This window comes from Sorangium sp. So ce385, assembly GCF_051474135.1.
Classification (GTDB): Bacteria; Myxococcota_A; Polyangia; order Polyangiales; family Polyangiaceae; genus Sorangium; species Sorangium cellulosum_D.
The window spans coordinates 13,670,797-13,694,935 of record NZ_CP150337.1; the positions used below are offsets into that span (position 1 = coordinate 13,670,797).

Consider the following 24,139-nt stretch of genomic DNA (forward strand, 5'->3'; position numbering starts at 1 on the left):
CGCTTCATGTGCTCGCATGTGCTCCATGTGCCCGCATATGCTCCCATGCCGTCGAGCGCTCCACGCGCTCCCACGCGGTCGAACGCTCGCCGGGTCAACTCCCGGTTGACACTGTGTACTGCCGCGCGTGACGGCCCCGGGCGCACCGCTGGTTCCAGGACGCGTGGCTGCGCGTTCCTGGCGAAATCATCCAACGATATCGGATATCTGCTGTCTCCGCGGGCGCCCTCGCGTGTGGACCGCGCCTTGCTAGAAGCATCCTGTGACGAGCGAAGCGCACAGCTCCTCCGGACCGGGGGCGCTCGCGAGGCGCCGTCAGATCTTCAACTTACTTGGACAAAGGATTGGAACGATGAACCTTCGATCGACGTTCGCTCGTCATGTGCTGCTCGCCCTCGGCGCCGCCGGGATCGTCGCGACCGGCTGCCTATCGGAAGAGGAGGCCCTGCTGGAGATGGGCACCGTGGAGGGCGCGGCGAGCACCGCGCGGCTGGAGGGCGAGTCGCAGTCGTGGTCCACCTCGTCGGGGGACGGGATCGACGCGAGCTCGAGCTCCGTGCGGCTCAAGGCGAACGCCAGCGGCGACTACTTCCAGTTTTCGAAATCGGTGGCCGCGGGTGAGTACAAGGTCGTGGTTCGGTATGCCCAGCGGAACATCTACGGCAATTACCGGCTCGATCTGAACGGCTCCTCCGCGGGGAACCTCGACGGCTATTCCTCCTCGTCGAGCGACAGCTGGAAGACGGTGACGCTCGGCACGAGGAGCCTCTCGGGCAACGTCGCGTTCAAGCTGGTCTCCACCGGCAAGAGCTCCAGCGCGACGGACTACGATATCAAGATCGATTACATCGAGCTCGTGCCGACGGGCAGCAGCGGCACCGGCGGGAGCGGCGGCAGCGGAGGCAGCGGTTCGAGCAGCAGCAGCAGCTCGACGTCGAGCTCCTCCTCGAGCGGCGCGGGCGGGAGCGGCGGCAGCACCACGACCGGGAGCGGCGGGGTTGTGGACTCGACGATCGTCGTGAGATCCGGCCAGGTCTACGACGGCGGCGGCAAGCGGTTCATCGCCGGCAGCGCGCTCGGCGACGGCAGCCAGTCCGAGAGCCAGAAGCCGGTGTTCAAGCTGGAGGACGGCGCGGTGCTGAGGAACGTGGTCCTCGGCGCGCCGGCGGCCGACGGCATCCACACCTACGGGAACGTCACGCTGGAGAACATCGTCTGGGAGGACATCGGCGAGGACGCCCTCACCGTCAAGGCCTCCGGCACCGTCGTGCTCAACGGCGGCTCGGCCGTGAACGGCGAAGACAAGGTGTTCCAGATCAACGCGGCCAGCACCTTCCGGGTCTCGAACTTCCGGGCGTCCAACGCGGGCAAGTTCATCCGGCAGAACGGCGGCACCACGTTCAAGGTCGACGTCGTCATCGACGGTTGCGACATCTCCCACATGGATGAGGCCATCTTCAGGACGGACAGCAGCACCAGCACCGTCACCATGAAGAACACGCGGTACAGCGACATCGGCGACGCGCTGTTCATCGGCCTGTCGTCGTCCCGGATCACGACGTCGAACAACACCGAGTACTGACGCCCCCTCCCCAGCGTGCTCGACGCGCCCCCCTCAGGCGTGCGGCGCTATCGCGCGCGCTGCTCGCCTGCGTCTATCGCGCGCGCTGCTCGCCTGCGTGGAGACCGCGCAGCACGATCGAGAGCCCACCGAAGAACTCCTGGTCCGGCGGCACGCGCCGCGCGTCGCGGGCCGTCGCCGAGAGGAACGGGTAGTCCTCCTCGGAGAGCGCCGCCAGCTGCACCGTACCGGCGCCCGAGAGCGGCCCGAGGTGCTCGGCCTGGAGCGCGCCGATGACGTAGCTGATCAGGCTGCGAAAGGCGATGACCCGCTCCGCCCCGGCGAAACCCGCCTCGGTCAGCACCCCGAGCACCGCCTCGCCGAACCGGCGCACCCCCTCGGAGCTGTGCCGATGCGTCAGCATCAGCGGGATCACCGACGGATGCGCGCGCACCGCGTCGCGCACGCGCGCGACGAGGAGCGTCACCCGCTGCGTCCACGCGGCGCGCGCCGGCACCTCGACGTCGACGGCGCCGAGCACCAGGTCGACCACCAGCCGCTCGAGCTGCTCGCGGTCGCTCACGTACCGGTAAAGCGCCATCGTGCTCATCCCCAGCTCCCCGGCGACCGCGCGCATCGAGAGCGCCGCGAGCCCCTCACGGTCGATGACCGCGAGCGCGGCGGCGGCGATGCCTGGCTGAGAAAGCGAGCGAGGTCGGGGCATGACCTTGACAGCGTACATCCTACGCGTATGTTGGGTAAGTATACACCGTACGCCTACGGACCGCCGACGAGACGAGAGACGAGGCGCGTGCGGGAGGAGGGAAGGCTCCATGTCCGAGCGGTTGAAGCCCGGCGCCGTCGTCGCCGGTCGGGATCTCGTGAGCGTCACCGGCTCGCCCGTCCGCGTCCCGGATCCGGCGCGGCTGACGCACCTGCAGTTCCGGCGCTTCGCCGGCTGCCCTGTCTGCAACCTGCACCTGCGCTCCTTCGCGCGCCGCCACGGCGAGGTCACCGCCGCGGGCGTCGTCGAGGTGGCCTTGTTTCATTCGCCCGCCGACGAGCTGCGCGCGCACGTGGCCGACCTGCCGTTCGCGGTCGTCGCCGACCCGGACAAGCGGCTGTACGGCGAGTTCGGCGTCGAGTCCGCGCCCCGCGCGCTCCTGGATCCGCGGGCCTACTGGCCGATCCTCAGGGCGATCGCGGCGAGCCTGCCCGCGGTCCTGGCGCGGCGGCGGCCAGCCCCCTCGCGCGATCCGATCGGCGGCCGGCTCGGCCTGCCGGCCGATCTGCTGATCGCGAGCGACGGGCGGGTGCTCGCCGCGAAGTACGGCGAGCACGTCGACGATCAGTGGTCGGTCGACGAGCTCGTGGCCCTGGCGCGCGCGGAGCGGAGCCGCGGGAACTCGATGTGACCCGCGCGCGCCGTGCGACGCTGCGGGTCATGAGGTCACGAAAAAATTGCGCGTCAGGGCGGGCTCGCCGAGCCCTGCACCCATGCGACGTGTGACGCCAGGGACCAGCGTGCGCGCTCCTGCGAACGCCGGAGACCCTGGGCGCGACCGCCGCGCCGACCCCCAATACCCACATCCGAATCGACATGAGCGCGAGGAGAACCTCTCAACGATCTCCCACCTTCCGCCGCGCTCCAGGAGCGGGGCGGGCACCACCCGGGTTGACCGCGCCTCATAGCGATGGATCTGGCGCCCGCGCGCTATCAAATGGTATCACCGTCTCTCGGCTCGCTTGCCGCTAGGCTCGACCGTTCCAGCACCAAGGTATTCACGGGTGTCTCCTACCTGTTCGCACCTGGTGTCTCGACGGCGATCGGCGCTCGTCTCGATTGGCGCTCGGTTGTTCCCCCATCGCGAGAGGCTTGCGGAGGCGCGCCGGGAATCGCCACGTCTGGCCGTCTTGCAAGGAACCGATGGACAACAGGCTCGCCTCGCTCTCGTCGACGACGCTGCTGAACGGCACGCCCACGCCGATGGCGCTGCTCTCCGGCACGGGGGAGGTGATCGCCTGCAGCCCCGCCTGGGAGCAGCGCGTCGGCCCTCCCGGGCTGCTCCTCGAGCGCGTCCATGAGGGCGATCGCGGCGAGCTGTCGGCGCGGATGGCGGCCGCGCGCGCCGCCGCGGGCAGCACCTCCGCGACGGCGCGCCTCGTGGACGCCCGCGGCAAGGTCACGCCGATGCACTGGACCCTGTGGCGCGCCGACGACACGGCGCTCTGGGCCGCCGTGAAGCCCGATCGCGAGGTGTGGGAGACGCAGGCGCGCATCCTCGTCGACGTGTTCCAGACCATGGACGCGGTGATCTGGGCCTCCGACAAGGCGGGCATCCTCCAGGTCTCCGATGGCAACGGGCTCGCGCACTTCGGGATCAAGCCTGGCCAGATCGTCGGAATGAGCATGCGCGATCTCTACGGCGAGGGCTCGCAGGTCCTCGAGCTGTGCAGGCGCGTGCTCGCCGGCGAGACGATCCGCACGGACACCGTGGCCGACGGCGTGCACTGGATCGTGCACTACGCGCCCCACCGCGGCGACGACGGCGAGGTCGACGGCGTCCAGACGTTCGGTATCAACCTGGCCGACCACGTGACCCTCGCCGCGCAGGCGGAGCTGCTCCGCACGTGCATCGACAGCATGCCCATCATCATCTGGGCGTTCGACAAGGACGGCATCTGCATGGTGGCGCAGGGCGGCGCGCTCGCGCAGGTCGACGCCGTGGAGCGAAACGGCGTCGGCAAGCACATGGTCGAGCTCTGCGGCAGCTCGCCCGACGTGCGCGAGGCGTTCCAGCGCGCCCTCTCCGGGGAGATCGCGCACACCGAGCAGGTCCGGCAGGACAGGATCTGGCGGACCAGGTTCGTCCCGCAGAAGGACGTCCTCGGCGAGATCATCGGCGTCGGCGCCATCAGCGAGGATGTCACGCAGCAGCGCCGCGTCGAGCAGCAGCTGCGGGAGCAGCTGCGGCTCACCCAGCAACAGCAGGAGTCGATCGCGCGGCTGTCGAGCCCGATCATCGAGGTCTGGCAGGACGTGCTCATCGTCCCCTTGATCGGCGTGGTCGACGCCGATCGCGCGGCGATGGTGATGGAGTCGCTGCTCGCGGCCGTCGTGGAGCGGCAGGCGGCCTTCGCCGTCCTCGACCTCACCGGGCTCGATGCGGTCGACACGACCACGGCGCAGCACCTCATCAAGATCACGAACGGGCTCACGCTGCTCGGCTGCCGGGCCGTGGTCACCGGGATCCGGCCGCCGGTCGCGCAGACGATGGTCGGCCTCGGCTTCGATCTCTCGCAGGTATGCACGCTGCGCAGCCTGAAGGAGGCGCTCCGCTGGTGCATGAGCGAGGCGCGCCGCGGGTCGAGCGAGGCGCGCTTCGGTTCGGGCGCGGCGCGCCTTGGGCCGGGCGCGGCGCGGCGCGGCTGAGGCCCCGCGCCGCGCCGGTCGGGTCGCGCGCGCGGTGAGGCGCGCGCCGCCCGCTCACCCGGGGCTCGATGGATCCGCCGGATCCGTGCCGGCGTCGCGCTCGTCGCCGTCGCGGATGCCGTCGCCGTCGCGATCGACGCCGCACCGCGGGCCCGAGCCGGGCGGCATGCACGTGTACGTCACGCGATGCCCGGTGAGCACCGAGAACCAGCGCAGGCCGACGTCGCTGACCGGCGGGGCCGCGCTCCGATCCGTGGTGAACTGGCCACCTCCGGCGTAGAGCAGGCCGACCTCCTCCAGGAGGAACGGGACCTTCGCCACGAGGTCGCACTCCCCGGCGTCGGCGCGATCGACGAGCAGGTCGACGCGCGGCCAGGCCGCCGCCGCGTTGTGCGCGCCGAGCGTGACCTGCTGGCCGACGATCGGCGCGAGGTTCGTGTCGAACGCGAGCATGAACTCCACCGCTTGCCGGCGCAGGACCTCCCCGGAGGGGCCGAGCGGGAAGCCGTTCGGCGAGAACACGCTCTCCTCGAACCCGATCGCCTGGTGGAACCGGAAGAGCGTGTCCATCACGCCATCGTGCATGAACCCGAAGCCGCGGATCTGGTCGCCCATGAAGCCGTTGTCCCCCGGGTGGAAGAGGCTCGGGACCGCGGCCATGCCGAACATACCGACCTTCTGGTACAGGTTGCGCAGGTGGGGGTTCTTGAAGCTCTGGCCGTTCTCCTGTCCGATGCTCGAGCCGTCGGACCCGAAGAAACCGGGGAACGGCTCGCCGGCGGCGGCGTTCCCGTCGGGGTCCAGCGTGTGGCACGTCGCGCACGAGAACGTGCCGTCGCCGCCCTCGCGGACGAAGTGATCGCGCCCGGCCTGCTGATCGGGGGTGAGGGAGTTGTCGAGGTTCCGGATCGGGTTCGGCGGATACGTGAGCTGGAGGATGAAGTCGGTGAACGCCTCCATGTCCTCGTCCGCGATGGGCGCGTGCCGGCCGAGCAGGTTCGTGAATCCGGTCTGGAACTGCTTGAAGGCCGCGCGCTCGTCGAACGCCCCGCTGTCCGGCTGCGCCGTGGGCTCGTCGTTGCCGCCCGTGCGGTCGCCGCGCCAGTGCATCGGACCGTGGTTGGCCATCCCGCGCAGGCTCTGGGTCGTCATCGGCCCCTTCATGGGCTTCAGCGAGGTGTCGGCGGGGAACGGCGGGTTGATGCTCGTGAACGGCCCGGGGTTGAGCTGCGTGGTCCCGTCGGGGTTGCCGAGGTCCCAGGCGATGCTGTCGAGATCGCCGAAGACGTGGCAGCTCGCGCACGACGAGTCGCCGTGGCTCGACGAGAGGCGCGCGTCATGGAGGAACACCCGCCCGCGGACCACGCTCTCCGGCTCGGGGTTGTGGAGCGGGAGGTGCGCGAGCTCGGCGCGCGTGGCCGTGTCGACGATCGAGATGGAGTTGTCGAAGCGCGTGAGCACGTACAGCCGGCCGCGCGGCTGATCGAGCGCGAGCCCGCTCGGCCCGCCGCCCGTGACCTGGATCTGGCTCGCGAGGCTCGGCGTGAAGGTGTCGCTCTCCAGCTGGGCGGTGTCGAACACGCCGACCTTGCTCGACCCGAACGCGGCCACGTAGAGCTTCGCGCCGTCGCTGGTCACCGCCATGTCGACCGGCGTGGCCAGGCTCTTCTCGCTCTCCGCGTTGGGCACGGGGGCGCAGCACGTCGAGTAATCGATGTGCTTGTTCAGGTGGCGCGGCAGGGCGGAGCCGCCGCCGAGCACGGTGATCCGGCTCTCGTGCAGGTGCCCTCGGACGCTCGAGCCGGCGAAGATGCCCGGGCCCTCGAAGCGCTCGAGGTTGAACGCCTCGGTGTTGGAGACATAGACCTTTCCGTTCGCCGGGTTGACGACCATGTTGTAGAGGATGGTGCCCACGCCGGTGAAGTAGCCGGCGCTGCCGGGGCGCTGCTGCGGGGGCGTCGCCATGGCGTCGATGACGAAGACGTCCTTGTCCGGCAGCGAGAACATGACCTCGTCGTCCCAGGTGCGGCCCGCGATATCGACCCAGTGGTCGCCGTCGTGGCGGACGATGAGCGACGTCGACGGCTGCGGCTCGCCGAGGAAGTTGGTGAGCGGCGGCGGCAGCCCGCCGCCCTCCTCCACGAGCACGCGGTGCACGGCGGTGGTGCGGTTGCCGGTGTGGAAGCCCGCGGCGTACACCGAGGCCCCGTCCGGGCTGACCGCGAGCGCCCGCGGGGTGTCGGTGAAGAAGGTGAGGATCGAGAGGGGCGAGCCGCCGAGCGAGGCGTCGTTCACGACCGTGCCGGCGTCGAACACCCAGACGTCCGCGCGGCCGACCCCGGGCGTCGTCAGCTGCGGATCGAACGGCGCGTTCTGGCCGCGGTGGGCCGTGGTGATGAACGCGCGCGAGCGCCCGGGGCCCGCGAAGACGATGTCGCGCGGCTCGTCGCCGACGAGGAGGGTGCGCACGACGCGCGGACGCCACGGAAACGACACGTCGACGACGCTGACGCTGTCCGAGAGGTGATTGACGACCCACACCTCGTGGTCGCTGCGCGCGGCGACGGCGACGGGCTCGAGGCCCACGCTGACGGACGAGAGGTGGGAGAGGCCGCCCGAGGTGACGCGAAAGATCTCCAGGCGATTGTCGGGCGTATTGGCCGCGAGGAGCAGGGTGCGGTCGGGCGAGAGCGCGAGCGGCCTGACCTGGCCGCTCTCGAAGAGCGTATAGGACGGCGCAGCCTCCGCCTGGCCCCCGGCCACGAGGCCCGCGAAAGCGGCGGCGGTGACCAGCAGGGAACTGGGAGAGCGTGCATGACGATGTAGGCGCATCATGACCTCCTTGCGGGGTTAAGAACGGGATATCCCCTCAGGATAGAACCGCACGGCGGCGTTCCGGAATCAAGTGTTTCGTGCATTTGTCGATGCGCGCGGCCCCGCATTCGTTCGGTGTTGGTGTCGGTGTTGGTTCCGGTTCCGGAGCGGCACTTTTTTGGATCGGCGCATGCATTGCCCGAATGGCGGTGAGCACCCATTGCGGGGGCGCTCACGTCGCGCACGCCGGAGCGCCCACGCACCGCCGGCTCGCGCCGGGCGGCTCGAGGTGCGCCGGGCGGCTTCGAGCGCGCCGCTTGACGACGCGTAACAGATCGGTTACGCGTTTGTCCGATGGATGCGGTTGCCCAGGCGCTGGCGGATCCAATCCGGCGAGAAATCCTGCGGATGCTGCGCGGCCGCGCCGCCTCGGCCGGCGCCATCGCCGGCGCCTTTCCGGTCAGCCGCCCGGCGGTCAGCCGGCACCTGCGGGTCCTGCGCGAGGCGGGCCTCGTGCGCGACGTGCAGCGCGGCCGCGAGCGCGAGTACAGCCTCGATCTCGGCGCGCTCGCCGAGCTCGAGGCGTTCCTGCGAGAGCTGCGCGAGGAGAGCCCGTGGCACCGCCGTTTCGACGCGCTCGAGACCGAGGTGCACCGCGTCGGCCGGCAGCGGCGCATGGCCGCCGCGAATCCGTCCCACAACGAAACGAAGCGAAGGAAGGAGACAGCATGAGCCCCCGACCCAACGGCCGCGTCCGGAGCACGGCGACAGGCGCCGATCTCGTCATTCAACGAAGCTTTCGCGCCCCCATCGAGGACGTCTGGCAGAGCGTCACCGCGTCGGAGAGCACGGCGCGCTGGATCGGCCCGTGGGAGGGCGAGGCGGGCCCCGGCAAGACGGTGCGCCTCCAGATGGCGTTCGAGAAGGGCGCGCCGTGGTGCGACATGACGATCGACGCGTGCGAGCCGCCGCATCGCCTCGCGCTCTCGGCCAAGGACGATTACGGCGAGTGGCGGCTCGAGCTGTCGCTCGCGGCGAAGGGCGAGACCACCGAGCTCACCTTCATTCAGCACCTCACCGATCCCGCGCTCGCCGGCGATACCGGGCCGGGCTGGGAGTATTACCTCGACATGCTCGTCGCCTCGCGGCTCGGCGAGCCGCTGCCGAGCTTCGCCGACTATTACCCGTCGCAGCGCGATTATTACCTGGGCGACGCGCGCACGCAGGAATAGTCTTCCGCTGCGGGCGCGGGGCCGGTCGATGCCGGCATCCCCATCACGGCCCGCCCGGAAAGGACGCCCTGGATGACAGCTCCTCGAACCGTCTCGCTCGATGCGGCGGCGTCATCGGATGCCCCTTTGCTGGGAAACCTCCTCGAGCTGTACATTCACGACCTCAGCGACGTGTTCCCCGGCCTCGAGCTGGGGCCGGACGGGCGCTTCGGGTACGACAAGCTCCCTCTCTACTGGTCCGAGCCGGAGCGCCGGTTCGCCTTCATCGTTCGATGTGGCGGGCAGATCGCGGGCTTCGTCCTGGCGACGCGGGGCTCGCCGGCGGCAACGGACCCGGAGGTCCTCGATGTCGCCGAGTTCTTCGTCCTGCGTCGATACCGCCGTTCCGGCGTGGGTCGCCAGGCGGCCGTCCTGCTGTGGCAGCGACTTCCGGGCAAGTGGACCGTGCGCGTCTCCGAGGGGAACGCGGGGGCGCTCGCGTTCTGGCGCGGCGTCGTCGCGGGGCTCACGGGCGGCGCGCTGACAGAGGCGACGCGCCCCGGCCATCCGCATCCCTGGCGGGTGCTCTCGTTCGAGAGCGAGCCGCTCGCGCCGGCCGAGGCGCACCTCGGCCAGGATCCGTAGCGCACGGAGCTCGAGCGGCGACAGCGGCAGCGCCGTGGATCCTCGGGCGCCGCCGTGCGCGCGGAGGGCACACCCCCGCGCGCTGGGCTATCTTCGAGGGGATATGACCGCCGGCCAACAAGGCACGCCCAGAGGCCCCTCTCTGCGGATCGTCTGCGTGAACGACGTCTACTCGCTCGACAACCTCCCGCGCCTCGCGAGCCTCGTGAGGCATCACGCCGCCGGGCCGGCGGATCGCTTCATCGCCGTGCTGGCCGGCGACTTCCTCGCGCCGAGCCTCCTCTCGAGCCTCGATCACGGCAGGGGCATGGTCGACTGCATGAACGCGGTGCCGATCTCGCACACCATCTTCGGCAACCACGAGGCCGACATCGAGCTCCCGGAGCTCAGGGCGCGGGTGCAGGAGTTCCGGGGAACGTGGCTCAACACCAACATGCCCTCGTTCTCTCCGGCGCTGCCGACCCACGAGATCCTCGAGATCGCGAGCCCCGGCGGGCGCGCGGTCCGGGTCGGCCTCCTCGGCCTGCTCGTCCACGTCGAGGGCCTGTACCGGCGGGGCGCGTTCGGGGGATGCGCCATCGAGCCGGCCAACGAGGCGGCCGTCCGCTGGGCCGAACGGCTCGTCCGCGAGGAGGGCTGCGCCTGCGTGATCCCGATCACGCACCAGAGCCGCGACGCGGATCTCGCGCTCGCGCGGGCGCAGCGCGACCCGCCCTTTCCCGTGATCCTCGGCGGCCACGAGCACGAGGTGCTCATCGACGACGTGGACGGCTGCTGGGTGGTCAAGTCCGGCACCGACGCCGCGAGCGCGGCCGTCATCGACCTCGTGTGGCCGGCCGAGGCGCCGCCCGCCGGTGGGCCCGACCTGCCCGCGGTCACCGTCCGGCTCGAGGACGTCCGCGCCTATCCCGAGGATCCGGCGATGCGCGCGCGCGTGGACCGCCACATGCAGATCGTGCGCGACCTCGACGCGGCCACCCTCCTCCGGCTCCCCCCGGGGAGCGCGCTGTCGTCGATCGGCACGCGGACGCAGCAGACCTCGCTCGGGACGCTCCTCTGCTCGCGCATGCGGGACGCGCTCGAGGCGGACGGGTGCCTCTTCAACGGCGGCGGCATCCGCGGGGGCCGCGAGTACCGCGAGCGCTTCACCTACGGGGATCTCAAGGCCGAGGTGCCCTTCAGCAACGAGCTCGTGGTGGTCCGCCTCCCCGGCCGCGTCGTGCGCGAGGCCGTCGCCGCGTCGCGGTCGCGCGCCCCCGCCCAGCACGCCGGCTTCCTCCAGATCGACGACCGGATGGCGATCGACGACCGAGGCGTCCTGACCGCGATCGGCGGCCTGCCGCTGGTCGACGACCGCGCGTACCGGATCGCCCTCCCGCGGGCGCTCCTCGGCGGCATGGATGACATCGCCCCGCTGGTCCGCTTCGCCGAGGCGCACCCGGAGGAGGTGCCGCCGGCGGACACCGGGCGTGAGCCGAAGCTCGTCCTCGTCGAGTCGTTCGCCGTGGAGCTCTGGCGCCAGCTCGGGCCCTTCGACGCGATCGACGCCGACCGCGACGGCCGCGTGTCGGCCGAGGAGCTGAGGGCGGCCGTCTCGCGGGCGACCGCCGAGACGCCGTCCGAGGTGGTCGTCGGCGAGCTGCTGAAGGTGCTCGATCGGGACGGGGACAGGCTCGTGACGCGCGGCGAGGCCGGCGCGCGCGCCCCCGCGCCGGCCGCGGGGTCGCGCGGTCAATCCGACCAGTGATAGGTCTCCTCGGGCCTCCCGCCGAACGCGGCGCTCGGGGCGGTCCAGGTGCGGAACCGCCGCTCGCCGCGCACGTAGCCGCGGACCCCCTCCGCCGCGAAGAACGACGTCATCGCGCGCCGGAGCTTCGGGAACTCGTCGAGGAGGCCGGGCTGCACGGGCCACAGCGACTCCAGGGCGAACGCCATCGTGGCGTCGGCCAGCGTGTAGCGGCCGGGGAGGACCCAGTGCTCCGCGCTGGCGGCCGTGCGCGCGAAATAGCGCTCGAGCAGGTCGAGCTTCCGGCCCATCGCCGCCCGGTGCTCGGCGCGGATCTCGTGGAAGCGCGGATCGAAGCACGTCACGCCGAGGTCGCGCAGCATCTCGGTCGCGACCTCGGTCACCTCGTCGACGCGGGCGGCCTCCTCGAGCGTGCCGCCGTAGAGGCCGAGCTTGCGGGCCACGTAGCGGCTGATCGCCTGCGATTGGCAGAGGACGAACGCCCCGTCCTCCAGCACCGGCAGCTGCCCGAACGGCGTGATCGGCAAAAACCGCTGCTTGCCCTGCGGTCCCTGCCAGAGCTCGATCGGGATCGTCTCGAGCTCGTACCGCGCGCCCGCCAGCTCGAGCATCAGCCGCGCCGGCTCGATGAGCCCGCGTACCGGGAAGTAAGTCAGCTTCATCGACGTCCTTTCGGTGGTCCCCGTCGGGGTTCCCGGGGATCCCTACCGGCGGAGTGCTCGGACCTCCAACTTCTCGGGGGCGCCCTGGGTCACGGGCCTTTCGGCGCGCGCACCAGCGCTCCGGTCGCGGGCCCGCCGTCCCAGACGAGGCTGAAGTAGACGTGCGCGCCGTCGACGGCGATGCCCCACGGGGTGCTCAGGTTGCGCGCGTGCGTCGCGAGCCCGCTCCCGTCGAGCCGCGCGCTCTGCACCTGGCCGTCGACCTCGCGCGCGGTCGTCCAGAAGACGCGCGCGCCGTCGAAGGCGAGCTGCGCCGGCGGCTGCGGCAGATCCGAGACGACCCTGCGGAGGGGGGACCCGGGCGAGAAGGCGGCGATCCCCCGGCCCTCGATGAGCCAGAGCGCGTCGCCGCGCGCCTCGAGCGCCCGCGGCTGGGCCAGGTCGCCGTGCAGCTGCTCCGGCGTGCTCGGCGGCGCCGCGTCGCGGGCCACCCGGTAGATCGCGCCGCTCGCCGCGCCGGTACCCCTGGCGGTCACGTAGACGTGGCCGGCGTCGAGCGCCACGCCGTTCGCGAGGCCCGGGATGGCCGCGAGCATCACCTTCGCCGCGCCCGGCTCGGCGCCCGCCGGGCGCGCGAACAGCCCGCCGTCGTCGAACGCGGGCGGCGTCCCCGGCTCGACCCAGTAGAGCGCGCCCCCGTCCACCGCGATCGCCGTGACGCCGCGCGCGTCCGGCGCGAGCTCGGTCACCTCGCCGCCGGCCTTCGGGACGGCCGCGATGCCGCCGGCGTGCGCGAAGTACACCGCCGCGTCGTCGAGCGCGATGGGGCCGGGGAGCGCCAGCTCGGCGGCCAGCACCGTCGCGCTCCCGTCGGCCGGATCGAGCCGCAGGACGCTGCCGTCCGGCGCGTCGCCCGAGCCCTGGTTGCACCCGTAGATCCCGGACGCGTCGCTCCGGAGGAACGTCGGCATCGGGAGCTCGCCGGCGAGCACGGCGGCGTCGCAGGTGCCGTTCCAGCAGGCGTCGGCGCAGGTCACGCCGCAGGCCCCGCAGTGGCGCGGGTCCTCCGCGACGCGGGCCTCGCAGCCGTTCTCGGCGTCGCCGTCGCAGTCGGCCCGCCCGGCGTCGCACGCGAGGGCGCAGGCGCCCGCCGAGCACAGCGCCGCCGCGCCGTCGCCACCGGCGCAGCGCGCGCCGCACGCGCCGCAGCTCTCGACGCTCGTCATGAGCGCGGCCTCGCAGCCGTTCTCGGCGTCGCCGTCGCAGTCGGCGAAGCCCTCGGGGCAGAGGTCCCGCGGCGGCGCCGCGGGCCCGGACGGCGGCGGCTCGGCCGCGGGAGAGCAGGCGGAGAGCGCGAGCGCGCCGACGAGCGCGTGAAGAGATCGTGTTCGCATCGGCGCCTCCTCAGGGGTTCGGGTGGACGAGGGGCAGGAACGCCACGCACATCTCGTCGAGCGTCGACTCGCCGAGCAGGATGTCCTGCGGCGCGGGCAGGCGCTCCTCGATGAGCTGCGCGGCGAGCGCCGGGTTCTCGGTGGTGTTGTCGTACGTGCAGCGCAGCTCGATCACGTCGCCCGAACGCAGCCGGGGCAGGTCGTCGACGGGCGCGTCGTAGCTGTAGAGCCGCTGCCAGTTGTAGTCCCACGCGGGCGTCTGGACGAGGCAGGCGCGGTCGGCCTCGTCGCCCTCGGGGCCCGGGCGGAGCTGCTCGACCTTCATGTCGACGCCGGCGCGGTGCATGTGGACGCCGGCGCCGTAGATCGCGACCTCGGGGATCGGGAGGTCGATGGCGAACCGCATCCGCTCGACGTGCCCGCGGGCGCCGGCCGGGATCCGGAACTCGACGCTCCCGCGGTCGCCCGGCCCGGGCAGGAGCCCGTTGCCGTCCCGGAACGGGCCCTCCGCGTTGCCGAGCGGCACGTTCAGGAGCGCGCGGCTCGGCTTTTCGTCCGCGAGGCGGAGCGCGACCCGGGTCGCCTCGGGCGCGGGCGTCTTGCCGGGCTTCGGGTGGTAGTGGACCTGCATCACGAGGAGCGCGTTCGCCGGCACCGCGATGCCAACGTCCGGCGGCAGCTCGAGCGGCTGCGTGCCGGGCGCCCAGGCGCCGAGCAGCGCCGTCTCGGAGAGGCGCGCGTCGCCGAAGCACGGGTAGCTGCCGCGCTCGCCGCCGAGCGCCTCGCTCTCGCGGTTCGCGTCGATGAAGAGCAGCGCGTGGTGCACGACCTCGCGGTCGCCTGGCAGCACGTCGTAGCCCTGGACCCACGCCGGCGCGGTGAGCCCCGGATCGAGGACGAAGCAGCGGAAGCTGTCGGCCCCCTCCGCCGCCGCGAACGGCTCCCGCGGCGAGAGCTCGATGTCCGTGCGCGACAGGCCCGTCGCGACGGGCACGAAGGGCGCCGGCGCGTCCGCCGGGTCGCCCTCGGGCGCGCCGGCGTCGCTCCACGCGCGGAGCAGGGCGATCTCGTCGAGGGAGAGGTGCAGGTCGCCGCGGAACGGGCGAGGGGGCGCGCACTCGTCGGTCGGCAGGGCGCCCCACGGGGGCATCCGTCGCGCCTCGGTCTCCTCGGCGATGAGCGGCGCGAGCGCCCTCGCGTTCTCGTAGGAGGCGAGGCTCACCGGCGCGGTGCCGCCCTGCGCGTGGCAGCTCAGGCAGCTCTTCTGGAGCAGCGGCGCGATGTCCCTGTGGAAGGTCGGGCCGGCGGCGCTCGATGACGTCTCGGCGGAACATCCGAGGGCGAGCGCCGCGGCGGGGGCGAGGAAAGCAGCGTGAAAACGCATCATGCGCGGCGCTCAAGCAGACGGCGTGCCCGGAGCGATCGGCCGCCGCGGCCGGGCGGCGCGCGGGGCCGCGTGTCCGCGTCCGGACAGGTGTCCGCGGGGAGGCGGACAGGTGTCGTGCGCCCGCGGTCCGGCGCCGACGCGACGCGGGGCGAGCAAGACGCGCCCCGCGTCGCTTGCGGTGAGGCCTGCCCGGCGCGGCGCGGCTCAGAGGCCGAAGAGCTCCTGGAGGAAGACGCCGCCCTTTCCGGCCCCTGCGTGCGTGAAGAACAGGCGCCCCGCCTCGAAGCTGCCCCCCTCCGCGACCCACTCGGCCGCGTGCGCGCGCAGCCGGGCGACGGGGTGCGGGGGGAACGCGAACGGCGAGCGAGACCGGTAGACGAACGTGGCGTCATAGTCGACGGGATAGCTCGTGATCGTCAGGTAAAACCACCCCTTCCGCGCGAACACGAACGGCGACTCGGTATGACCGCTGTTGTTCATCGCGGTCTCCGGCCCGAGCGTGAGCGCCATGGCCGGCGGGCTCCAGTGGACGAGATCCAGCGACGTGCGGTAAGCGACGCCGCTCCGGCGCGATTCCCGCGACGCGCAGCGCGTATAATAAACCACCCACAGATCGCCGAGCCGGACGAGCATCGGATCGCGGGCGACGCAGATGTCCTCGAAGAGCGTCCCTCCGTGGCGGGTCCAGGTCATCCCGTCGCGCGAGCGCGCGATCCGGAAGCCGGAGCGGTCGGGGTCGGGCGTGCCCACGTGAAAGATCATCACCAGGCCGCCGTCGCGGTCCCGGACCACGTGCGGGGCCCAGATCCAGCGCTCGTCGGGGAGGGCACGGGTGGAGAAGCGCTCGGGCGCCAGCGCGAAGCTCGGCGAGGTCGCTTCGACCCAGCGCGCCGGCCCGGGCGCTGCCGCCGTCGCCAGGACGAACTCGGTCTCGGTGTCTGGCCGGTAGGGCTCGTGGTTGAAGATACCCGTGAGGAGCCAGCGGCCGTCGGAGAGCTGGACGATCGAATGATCGTTCACGTAGGACGGGGCCGCGCGGAGGGCGTTGGCGTCGAAGATCTTCCTCGCGGGGCCCTGCGTCAGCTGCGGCGCGGGGGGCCCGGAGAAGAACCGCAGCGTGTAGCCGCGCTCGCTCCACGGCGCGGGGGAGCTCCGCGCGTCGATCTCGAGGACCGGGCGCTGGTTTGCGCCGCACTGGCCGGGGAGCAGATCGATCCAGAGCGCGTCCTCCGCGAGCGGCCGGACCGGGTTCGCCTGCATCTCGTGGATCACGCCGACCTCCCGCCCGTCGAGCCGCACGCGCGCCGTCTGGGGGGCTTTCGCCGCGGAGTACGCGCGGAGGAGCAGGAGCCCGCGCGCCTCGGGCGGGCAGTCGACCTCGATGCGGGTGATCCCGCGGCCCTCGCGCGACCGGGAGACCCGCCGGAGCTCCGAGCGCTCGGCGTCGAAGGCCGCGCGCGCGCGGCGCCGCCTCCCTTCGAGGTGGACCTCCTTCTCGCCGATCTCCCGAGGATCCGAGAAGGCGTAGGCGAGGCCCAGCGAGCGCGCCCGCAGCGGCGTATAGGCGCCGGTCGGGCCGGCCTCGATGCCGAAGCGCAGGCCGGAGCGGCTCACGATGGGGTCGGCCACGTGCAGGCGGTACAAGGAATGGTCGAACAGGGCGTTCCGCCAGCGATTCTCGGGATGGATGACGATGAAGCGGAGCAGGCCGCTGAACGGGTTATGGTGCGCGCCCAGGAAATAGAAGCCGCCGTTGAAGTAATCCTCGGTGCCGGTCCCGATCTGCAGGGGGTACGACATCCTGTCGGTCCGGATCATCTCGTCCCCCTCGAGATAGGTCCGGTCGTTGGGCCGGCCGCCGCTGAGGTGCTCCAGGAGGGCGACGAGCTGGAGCGGCCCCTCGTCCTCGAAGAGGGGCATCGTCGTCTCGCGTCCGGGGGCCACCTGATCGCGATATTGCGCGAGGAGCCGCACGCCGCGGCGGGCGGGCGCGAGATCGACGGCCGCCTCGAGGCCCGCGATGGACGCACCGGGCGCGGCCCCGAGCGACAGCACCTCTCCCTCCGCGAGCGGAATGGGCAGGCGCGTCGCGAGCCTGCCGAACCCCGCGGCGTCGGGCGCCCGGGCGGCGTGCAGCGCGCTCCGGAACGTGGTCCACCCGCCGTCGGCCTCGGCGCCCGTGCTGGCCAGGCCGAAGAAGAACGACGCGGGCACCGGCGGCTGCTCACCGATCCTCACGTCCAGGTCTTTCAGGCTCCCCGCGGGGATCCGGAGATCGAGGCCCGATACCGTCGCTGGGCCGATCGCCAGGACGAGCGGCGCGCCGGGGCTCGGGGCCTGCCGGTGCGTCGGGGCGGGCAGGGTGGCGGTCCAGTCCTCGGTCATGAACCCCGCGAGCTCCTCGGGCGTCGGGCCCGACGCGGCGCCGGGGCCCTCGCGGTAGGTGACCTGGTAATAGATGGGGACGCCGCGGAAGCGGACCTTGGCCTCGCTGGACCAGGCGAAAGGGACGTAGCTGGTGAATGCGCCCGAGCTCGCGTCGACGCCGAGCACCAGCGGCGGCTTCCAGGGGCCGCGGCCCTCGAAGAAGTCGTGGGGTGAGCCGCGGAAGGCCGTGCGCCCGTCGATCTCGATCCAGATCTCCTGGTCCGGCTTGTCGAGCTCCGCGCGTGGGGCGGTCATCCATATCCGCGTGATTCTCCCCTCGCCGCGGGCATGGAACAGGACCCGGTGCTCCCCCTCCTGCGCGACGCCGGCGCGATATCCATCGTTGTTGCCGCCCGCGGGGTCGTGGGTGGTCACGCTCCGGGATATCCACCCGGGGTGAAAGGAGAGCAGATCCTCCAGCACCGGAGCGATGGACGCGGCGCCCGGCGTGACGGCGAGGGCCCCGCCGAGGAGATGGCGGCCCGCGCGGGAGACGAGGGTGTCCAGGCGTGCGCCCGCGGCGCGCGCGATGTGCTGCCCGAGATTCATGAGCACAACCTAAGGGGGAGAGTCGCGCCGGGGGAGCGGGCTCGGCACCTCGCTTGCATTAACGCGAGGCGAAACCAGGCGCGACGCTCCGGGCGCGCATTCAAGGAGTGATTCATGCGCACCCGTGGCGGCCCGCGCCTCCTCGAAGGAACATGCCGCATCGCGCCTTCTGCGCGCTGGCGCGGCCTGCTGCTCGCGCTCCTTTCCATCCCGCCGCTCGCGGGCGCGGGCGGCGCGCCGGCAGGCCCCGTGGAGCAACGCGACCTTCCGGGAATCTCCGCCAGGGCGCGCGGGCAGCTCGATCGCGCGGCCTACGCCGAGCGGCTCCGCGCGATGTGGCTCGGCGAGTGCATCGCCAACTGGACGGGGCTGACGACGGAGGGCGTGCGCATCGAGCGCCCCTTCTTCACCGACGCAGACTGGGGGACACCCCAGGGCCGCGATGGGGCGCGGATCGACTTCGTGCTGCTCGACCCCTGCCCGGCCGATGACGACACCGATATCGAATATGTCTACTTGCACCTCATGACCGAGGCGCGGACGCTCTTCCTGTCTCCCGAGGCGATCCGGGACGGGTGGCGAGCGCACATCAACGATTTCATCTGGGTCTCCAACCGGAGGGCGCGCGACCTCCTGGAGCGAGGCGTGCTGCCCCCCAGGACGAGCCACCCGGCGCTCAACCCGGACGCGCTCCACATCGACGCGCAGCTCACCACGGAGATCTTCGGCGCCCTCGCGCCCGGCATGCCGGAGCTCGCGCTGCGGATGGCCGACCTCCCCATCCGGACCACGGCGCGCGGTCACGCCGCGCACGCCGCGCAATTCTATGTCCTCCTCTTCTCGCTCGCGTCGACCGTCGATCCGGAGAAGCCGCGGCGCGAGGAGATCGTGCGCATCGTCCGCGAGGCCAGGAGCTACCTGCCGGATGCGTCGAAGGCCGCCGATGTCATCGATTTCGTGCTCTCGGCGTATCTATCGGCGGACGATCCGGAGGATTGGGAGAGCGTCCGCGACGCCATCGCGCATCGCTATCAGGAGCAGGCACGGGCGCACGGCTTCGTCTATCGAGGGTTCACGGAGTCCGCGATCAACCTGGCGACCGGGACGATGGCCCTCCTGTTCGGCGGGGGGAGCTTCCGGCGCACCGTCCAGATCGGCACCCTGTCCGGGTGGGACTCCGACAACGGCACGGCGACGATGGGCGCGCTCGTGGCGCTCATCGGCGGCATGGAGGAGCTGCACCGCGCCTTCCCGGGGGCGCGGCTCGCCGAGCGTTATCGTATCCACCGCACGCGCCCGACCCTGCCGGACCGGCTGCCGGACGACCGCGAGGCCGAGGACACCTTCACGGCGATGGCGCGGAGGATGGTCGCGCTGGTGGATCTCGCGGCGCAGGCTCACAGCCCGCGGCCGCGCGGGCCCCGCGCGCGCGGCGCACCCGATCGACGGCCACCGCGGCCACGATGATCGCGCCCGTCGCGATCTCCTGCACCCAGCTCGGCAGCCCGAGGTGGACGCCGCCGGTCCGGATGACCGTGATGAGCAGCGCGCCGATCACGCTCCCGGCGACGCTCCCCTCGCCGCCCGAGAGCGGCGCGCCGCCGATGACGACCGCCGCGATGACCTCGAGCTCGAGGCCCACCGAGTCGGTCGGGTCGCCCACCGTCAGCGTCGAGAACTCCATCACGCCCGCGACGCCGGCGAGGAGGCTCGACAGGGTGTACACCGCGATCTTCACGCGCCCCGTGTCGATGCCGCACAGCCGCGCCGCGGCCTCGTTGCTGCCGACCGCGAACACGTGGCGCCCGAAGCGCGTGAAGGTGAGGACGGCGAAGACGAGGAGCGCGAGCGCCGCGGTCATCCACAGCCCGGGCGCGGCGAGGTCGGCCGAGAGCAGCGCGTCGAGGCCGCGCGGATCGGCGTCGATCTTCTGCTCGGACGCGAGCCCCTTCGCGGCGCCGCGGAGCGCGCTCATCGTGCCCAGCGTCACGACGAAGGGCGTCATCCGCGCCCGCCCCACGAGCGTCCCGGAGACGACGCCGGCGAGGCCCGCCGCCGCCGTGGCGGCGAGCGCCGCGGGCAGCGGCGGCACCCCCGCGCGCAGGAGCGTCGCGAGGACGACCGTCGTGAACGCGACGAGCGAGCCCGTGGAGAGGTCGATCCCGCCGGTCGCGATGACCAGGGTCATGCCGAGGGCGCAGATGCCGACCACCACCGTCTGCCGCGCCATCGTGAGCAGGTTCTGGCTGCGCAGGAAGGTGTCGGGCGTGAGCGCCGCGAAGAGCGCGTAGACGAGCAGCAGGGCGACGAGCGGACCGAGCCAGGGCGGGCGCTTCTTCACGAGGAGGCCTCCAGGAGGAGCGACGCCGCGGTCCACGACGCCGCGGGCCGCGGCGGCTCGAGGGTCCCCCGGCGGAGGACCGCGATGCGGTCGCACGTCGTCACGAGCTCGTCGAGCTGGCTCGACACGAGCACGATGGCCTTGCCGGCGCGCGCGAGCTCGCGGAGCAGCGAGAGCACCTGCGCCTTGCTCGCGACGTCGATGCCGCGCGTCGGCTCGTCGACGAGGAGCACGTCGACATCCTCGCGGAGCAGGCGCGCGAGCTGGACCTTCTGCTGGTTGCCGCCCGAGAGCTCGCCGGCGCGCTGATCCGGCCCCGCCGCGCGGATCGCGAGCGCCTCGATCCAGCGCGCCGCCTCCGGGAGGAGCGCCCTCGGCGCGGCGACGAGGGGCGCGCGCGGCGAGAGCCAGACGTTCTCGGCGATCGAGCGGCCGAGCATCAGCCCCTCCCCGCCGCGATCTTCGCTGAGGAGGCCGACCCCGCGGGGAGCGCGCAGCGCGACCGTGCCGGCCTGCTTCGGGTCGAGCCCCGCGAGGATGCGGAGGAGCTCGGTCCGGCCCGAGCCGACGAGGCCGGCGATCCCGAGGATCTCCCCCCGGCGCAGGGTCAGCGACGCGCGCCTCGGCCGCTTCACGCCGGAGACGTCCCTGACCTCGAGCACCACCTCGCCGCCGCCCGGCGGCGCCGCCTCGGACGCCGCGCGCTCGCGGGCGTCCTCGAGCGCGCGGCCGAGCATCTCGTGGACGATCTGCGCCGGCTCGGTCTCGCGCGGATCGCCTTCCCCGGCGACGCGGCCGTCGCGGAGCACCGTGTAGCGGTCCGCGTGCGCGCGCACGTCCGAGAGGAAGTGCGTCACGAGCAGCACCGCGAGGCCGGCGTCCCGCAGGGCGCGGACGCGGTCGAACAGGCGCGCGGCGTCCGCGTGGCCGAGGCTCGAGGTCGGCTCGTCGAGGACGAGCAGCCGCGCCGCGAGCCGCCCGCCCTCGCGGAGGCCGCCTTGCGCGAGCGCCCGCGCGATCTCGACGAGCTGCTGATCGGCGACGCCGAGCTCCCCGGCCGGCGCGTCGAGCGGCACGCGGTCCGGGCCGTCGGCGACGAGCGCGATCGCTTCCCGGGCGATGGCGCGGGCGCGCGCGCGGTCGCGGATCCCGGGTCGCGCGCGGGCGGCCGGCTCGATCCCGAGCACCACGTTGTCCGCGACCGAGAGGTGGGGGCAGAGCGTCCGCTCCTGCGGGACGAGGACGACGCCCGCGCGGCGCGCGCCTTCGGCCGAGGCCGGCGCGTACGGCGCCCCCCCGAGCCGCAGCGAGCCCGCGTCGGCGCGCTCCACGCCGAGCAGGATGCGGGTCAGCGTGCTCTTGCCCGCGCCGTTCTCGCCGAGGAGCGCGTGGACGCTCGCGGGCGCGATGTGCAGGGAGACGCCGCGAAGCACCGCATTGTTACCGAACGCCTTGGCGAGGCCGGTCACCTCGAGGAGGGGCGTGCGCGCTGCCACCACGAGCCGCTCACTCCCCGAGCCACCGGGCGAGGTCGGGCCTCACGATGTCCTGCACCGCCGGGTCGTCGAGGTCCTGCTTCGTGACGACGCGCGCGCCCGTGTCGATGCGCTTCTCGATCGGCTCGCCGCGGAGGTGCGCCGCCATCGTCTTGACCGCGACGTACCCCATGTAGAACGGGTTCTGCACGACGAGCGCCTCGATGTCGCCCTCGCGCAGGGCGCCGAGGAGCTTCTCCGACGCGTCGAAGCCGACGAATTTCACCTTGTCGGCGGCGCCCGTCTTGCGGAGCGCCTGCAGCATCCCGAAGGTCGTCGACTCGTTCGGCGTGAACACCCCCGCGATCGCCCCGTCCGCGGCCTTGTGCGCGAGGAGCAGGCTCTCGCTCTTGTTGAACGCCGTCTCGGTGGTGGCGCCGCCGTACTGGTTCTCGCTCGCGAGCGTGATGTCGGGCATCGCGCGCAGCGCGTCGAGGAAGCCCTGCTCGCGGCCCTGCGTGCTCGCCGAGCCCTCCTGGTAGCGGAGCACGAGGACGTTGCCCTTCCCGCCGATCGCCTTGGCGAGGTGCTCTCCCGCGAGCTTGCCGGCGCCGTGGTTGTCGGTCGCGACGAAGCTCACGTGCTCGTCGCCGGCGAGGTCGGAGTCGAACACGACCACCGGGATCTTCGCCTGCGCCGCCGCGCGCACCGGCGACCTCAGCGCCGCGCCGTTCAGCGGCGCGAGCACGATGCCGGACACGCCCTGCGCGACGAAGCTCGAGACCACATCGATTTGCCCCTTGAGGTCGTCTTCCCTGAGCGGCCCCTTCCATACGATGTCGACGTCGAGCTCTCGCGACGCCTTCACCGCGCCCGCGTGCACGCTCTTCCAGAACTCGTGCGTCGTCCCCTTCGGCACGACGGCGATGCGGAGGCGCGCGCCGCTCTTGGGCGCTGCGCCTGCGTCCGTCGACGTCGTATCTTGCGAGGTCTTCGAACATGCAGTGAGAGCGGTGATCGCGAAAACGCACGCGAGGAACCTGGCGTTCATCGGTGCGAGAGGATAGTCGACAGATCGCAGGCGCGCTCGCGCTGGAGATCACGTTGGCGATATGAAACTGGCCGCAGGAGCTTCGTCCAATGATGCGGCCGGCCGGTGAGAAATGAAGGCGGTTCGAGGGAACGCGCTTCGTGCTCAAGAGAATCCCGACCTCGTCGAGGAGGTGGGCCGTAGCCGGACTGTCTGAGCTAGAAGCACCCGGGCACATCCGGTTGCGTGAGGAGTGGACGAGAGGCGGCTGCCAGCGCGTCGACGCGGGGCAGATCGCGCGCGAGGCCCGGAGATCACCGGCAGGGCCACCGGCCGCCGTCGAGGTCGAGCGGCATCTCCATGCTGTTGAAGTTCCACGCGTTCGTCTGCTCGCAGAAGAGCGACCTGTCGGTCATGTGCCCCGAGAACGGATCGTCGTACTCCACGTGGAACACGGCCTTGCCGTTCGCCACGAAGGTATCGACGAGGATCTCGCACTCCTCGAACTCGAAGCACTGCTCGTTCAGCGTCCAGTCGAAGTACGGCCACAGGTCCTCGGCCTGGTCGATGTCGCCCTTGAGCCCGACGGACATGCCCATCCCGTGCGCGAGCTCCGCGATGAACCGGTTGTAGGCGATCTGGTCCTCGTAGGTGAGCGGGAACCCGGATTCATTGGCGTACCCGTCGACCTCGTCGGGCTCGATGGCGTCGAAGCCCTTGTCCTTGCAGGTCTGGAACCGGGCCTGCATGATCGGCCCGAGGACGTCGATCTGCCGGATATCGAGCCAGAACGAGCCCTCCCAGTGGTAGTCCGGTTCGCCTTTGACCGACTCCGGGAAGTCGCCGGCGTCCGACCGATAGTCCTCGAACGCGCCGACGTCGACATAGCAGATCACCTTGGCGCCCCTCGCGTGGAGCGCGGCGACCGTCTCTGCCGGCGTGAACTCCCAGTCGAGGTCGTAGACCACGGGAGGCGGCAGATCGAGCGGCGCGCCGGTGGGATCGACGAGGCCCATGTCCTTGGGGTCGTCGAGGTCCAGGGGGTGGTCGATCATCCAGTGCCACGGCGTGTCGAGCGCCGGGATCCAGAGGTCGGGGCCCCCGCCGGCGGCTGACGTCGAGGAGGTGGCCGCCGGGGCTGGCGAGCTCGCGCCGCCGCGCGCGTCTCCGCCCTCGCCGCCTGGTCCGCCAGGGTCTGCGCCGGCGTCGCCGCATGCGACGTGCATTGCCGCAAGGATGGGAATCAACCACGGGGCCACCGCAGGCCACGATCGATGCATGATGGCGCTCCTCTCATCGCTCCGGAGCTCGATCGCTCCGGGGTGTGCGCCTCGACGCCCACCCGGCATCGTGATGCCTCGCTCCTGGAGCTTCACCCAGGTGGCGCAGCGAGGGAACCACAGAAAGCGCAGCGAGCCGGACAAGCAAGAAGGACGGCTCACGCTGATCGCCGCGGTCTGCTG

The 24,139-nt window shown here is 72.1% G+C and carries 16 protein-coding genes and 2 pseudogenes; 8 read left to right on the forward strand and 10 right to left on the reverse strand.

Going from position 1 to position 24,139, the window contains the following annotated elements; genetic code table 11:
- Positions 1-973 precede the first annotated feature (973 nt).
- Positions 974-1,582: pseudogene (locus WME83_RS50080) on the forward strand (pectate lyase); the annotation flags it as partial.
- A 73-nt stretch (positions 1,583-1,655) separates the two neighbouring features.
- On the opposite strand, the gene WME83_RS50085 reads toward WME83_RS50080, so the two are convergent.
- On the reverse strand, positions 1,656-2,285 hold the full coding sequence (locus WME83_RS50085; RefSeq protein ID WP_437316795.1) for a TetR/AcrR family transcriptional regulator: 630 nt from the start codon (positions 2,283-2,285) through the stop codon (positions 1,656-1,658).
- A gap of 109 nt (positions 2,286-2,394) precedes the next feature.
- Here WME83_RS50085 and WME83_RS50090 point away from each other — a divergent pair, with 109 nt between their 5' ends.
- Both WME83_RS50090 and WME83_RS50095 read left to right on the forward strand, forming a co-directional pair.
- Positions 2,395-2,976 (forward strand): peroxiredoxin-like family protein, encoded by a 582-nt coding sequence (locus WME83_RS50090; RefSeq protein WP_437316796.1) that lies wholly within the window; start codon positions 2,395-2,397, stop codon positions 2,974-2,976.
- Between the two features lie 512 nt (positions 2,977-3,488).
- Entirely contained in the window at positions 3,489-4,994 is a 1,506-nt protein-coding gene (locus WME83_RS50095; protein ID WP_437316797.1) for a PAS domain-containing protein, read from the forward strand.
- A 54-nt stretch (positions 4,995-5,048) separates the two neighbouring features.
- On the opposite strand, the gene WME83_RS50100 is transcribed toward WME83_RS50095, so the two are convergent.
- On the reverse strand, positions 5,049-7,826 hold the full coding sequence (locus WME83_RS50100) for a hypothetical protein (protein ID WP_437322137.1): 2,778 nt from the start codon (positions 7,824-7,826) through the stop codon (positions 5,049-5,051).
- Positions 7,827-8,162: 336 nt separating this feature from the next.
- Here WME83_RS50100 and WME83_RS50105 point away from each other — a divergent pair, with 336 nt between their 5' ends.
- The 4 genes from WME83_RS50105 to WME83_RS50120 all read left to right on the forward strand — a co-directional run bounded on the left by WME83_RS50105 (position 8,163) and on the right by WME83_RS50120 (position 11,411).
- A complete protein-coding gene (locus tag WME83_RS50105) occupies positions 8,163-8,540 on the forward strand; it encodes an ArsR/SmtB family transcription factor (protein WP_437316798.1) in 378 nt (125 codons plus the stop codon).
- Positions 8,537-9,040: an SRPBCC family protein gene (locus tag WME83_RS50110; RefSeq protein WP_437316799.1), complete on the forward strand. Its 504-nt coding sequence runs from the start codon at positions 8,537-8,539 to the stop codon at positions 9,038-9,040. The genes WME83_RS50105 and WME83_RS50110 overlap by 4 nt, the downstream gene beginning before the upstream one ends.
- Positions 9,041-9,166: 126 nt before the next feature.
- Positions 9,167-9,664 (forward strand): GNAT family N-acetyltransferase, encoded by a 498-nt coding sequence (locus tag WME83_RS50115; RefSeq protein WP_437316800.1) that lies wholly within the window; start codon positions 9,167-9,169, stop codon positions 9,662-9,664.
- Positions 9,665-9,767: 103 nt separating this feature from the next.
- The gene (locus WME83_RS50120) at positions 9,768-11,411 is read left to right on the forward strand and encodes a 5'-nucleotidase C-terminal domain-containing protein (protein WP_437316801.1); all 1,644 of its coding nucleotides are present in this window, start codon (positions 9,768-9,770) and stop codon (positions 11,409-11,411) included.
- Here WME83_RS50120 and WME83_RS50125 read toward each other — a convergent pair.
- The 4 genes from WME83_RS50125 to WME83_RS50140 form a co-directional block, all read right to left on the reverse strand.
- Positions 11,396-12,073 (reverse strand): glutathione S-transferase family protein, encoded by a 678-nt coding sequence (locus WME83_RS50125; RefSeq protein ID WP_437316802.1) that lies wholly within the window; start codon positions 12,071-12,073, stop codon positions 11,396-11,398. The two genes, WME83_RS50120 and WME83_RS50125, sit on opposite strands and share 16 nt — an antisense overlap.
- An 89-nt stretch (positions 12,074-12,162) precedes the next feature.
- Positions 12,163-13,467, reverse strand: a complete 1,305-nt coding sequence (locus WME83_RS50130) for a hypothetical protein (protein ID WP_437316803.1) — start codon at positions 13,465-13,467, stop codon at positions 12,163-12,165.
- 10 nt (positions 13,468-13,477) lie between these two features.
- A complete protein-coding gene (locus tag WME83_RS50135) occupies positions 13,478-14,854 on the reverse strand; it encodes a hypothetical protein (protein ID WP_437316804.1) in 1,377 nt (458 codons plus the stop codon).
- Positions 14,855-15,058: 204 nt separating this feature from the next.
- Positions 15,059-17,830 (reverse strand): DUF2961 domain-containing protein, encoded by a 2,772-nt coding sequence (locus tag WME83_RS50140; protein ID WP_437316805.1) that lies wholly within the window; start codon positions 17,828-17,830, stop codon positions 15,059-15,061.
- A gap of 114 nt (positions 17,831-17,944) precedes the next feature.
- On the opposite strand from WME83_RS50140, the gene WME83_RS50145 reads away from it, so the two are divergent.
- A complete protein-coding gene (locus WME83_RS50145; protein WP_437316806.1) occupies positions 17,945-19,297 on the forward strand; it encodes an ADP-ribosylglycohydrolase family protein in 1,353 nt (450 codons plus the stop codon).
- A 46-nt stretch (positions 19,298-19,343) separates the two neighbouring features.
- Here the strand turns inward: WME83_RS50145 and WME83_RS50150 are convergent.
- The 4 genes and pseudogenes from WME83_RS50150 to WME83_RS50165 form a co-directional block, all read right to left on the reverse strand.
- Positions 19,344-20,060 (reverse strand): annotated as a pseudogene (locus WME83_RS50150) (ABC transporter permease); the annotation flags it as partial.
- 107 nt (positions 20,061-20,167) lie between these two features.
- Positions 20,168-21,670: a sugar ABC transporter ATP-binding protein gene (locus tag WME83_RS50155; RefSeq protein ID WP_437316807.1), complete on the reverse strand. Its 1,503-nt coding sequence runs from the start codon at positions 21,668-21,670 to the stop codon at positions 20,168-20,170.
- A gap of 7 nt (positions 21,671-21,677) precedes the next feature.
- Entirely contained in the window at positions 21,678-22,565 is an 888-nt protein-coding gene (locus WME83_RS50160; RefSeq protein ID WP_437316808.1) for an ABC transporter substrate-binding protein, read from the reverse strand.
- Positions 22,566-22,990: 425 nt separating this feature from the next.
- Entirely contained in the window at positions 22,991-23,956 is a 966-nt protein-coding gene (locus WME83_RS50165; protein WP_437316809.1) for an endo alpha-1,4 polygalactosaminidase, read from the reverse strand.
- Positions 23,957-24,139 lie beyond the last annotated feature (183 nt).

Bases quoted from the DNA above. Each gene is read 5' to 3' on its own strand.
- WME83_RS50100 (WP_437322137.1), bottom strand. From the start codon at position 7,826: ATGCGCCTACATCGTCATGCACGCTCTCCCAGTTCCCTGCTGGTCACC.
- WME83_RS50165 (WP_437316809.1), bottom strand. From the start codon at position 23,956: ATGCATCGATCGTGGCCTGCGGTGGCCCCGTGGTTGATTCCCATCCTT.
- WME83_RS50090 (WP_437316796.1), top strand. From the start codon at position 2,395: ATGTCCGAGCGGTTGAAGCCCGGCGCCGTCGTCGCCGGTCGGGATCTC.
- WME83_RS50095 (WP_437316797.1), top strand. From the start codon at position 3,489: ATGGACAACAGGCTCGCCTCGCTCTCGTCGACGACGCTGCTGAACGGC.
- WME83_RS50145 (WP_437316806.1), top strand. From the start codon at position 17,945: ATGCGCACCCGTGGCGGCCCGCGCCTCCTCGAAGGAACATGCCGCATC.
- WME83_RS50125 (WP_437316802.1), bottom strand. From the start codon at position 12,073: ATGAAGCTGACTTACTTCCCGGTACGCGGGCTCATCGAGCCGGCGCGG.
- WME83_RS50140 (WP_437316805.1), bottom strand. From the start codon at position 17,830: ATGAATCTCGGGCAGCACATCGCGCGCGCCGCGGGCGCACGCCTGGAC.
- WME83_RS50085 (WP_437316795.1), bottom strand. From the start codon at position 2,285: ATGCCCCGACCTCGCTCGCTTTCTCAGCCAGGCATCGCCGCCGCCGCG.
- WME83_RS50130 (WP_437316803.1), bottom strand. From the start codon at position 13,467: ATGCGAACACGATCTCTTCACGCGCTCGTCGGCGCGCTCGCGCTCTCC.
- WME83_RS50135 (WP_437316804.1), bottom strand. From the start codon at position 14,854: ATGATGCGTTTTCACGCTGCTTTCCTCGCCCCCGCCGCGGCGCTCGCC.
- WME83_RS50120 (WP_437316801.1), top strand. From the start codon at position 9,768: ATGACCGCCGGCCAACAAGGCACGCCCAGAGGCCCCTCTCTGCGGATC.
- WME83_RS50110 (WP_437316799.1), top strand. From the start codon at position 8,537: ATGAGCCCCCGACCCAACGGCCGCGTCCGGAGCACGGCGACAGGCGCC.
- WME83_RS50105 (WP_437316798.1), top strand. From the start codon at position 8,163: ATGGATGCGGTTGCCCAGGCGCTGGCGGATCCAATCCGGCGAGAAATC.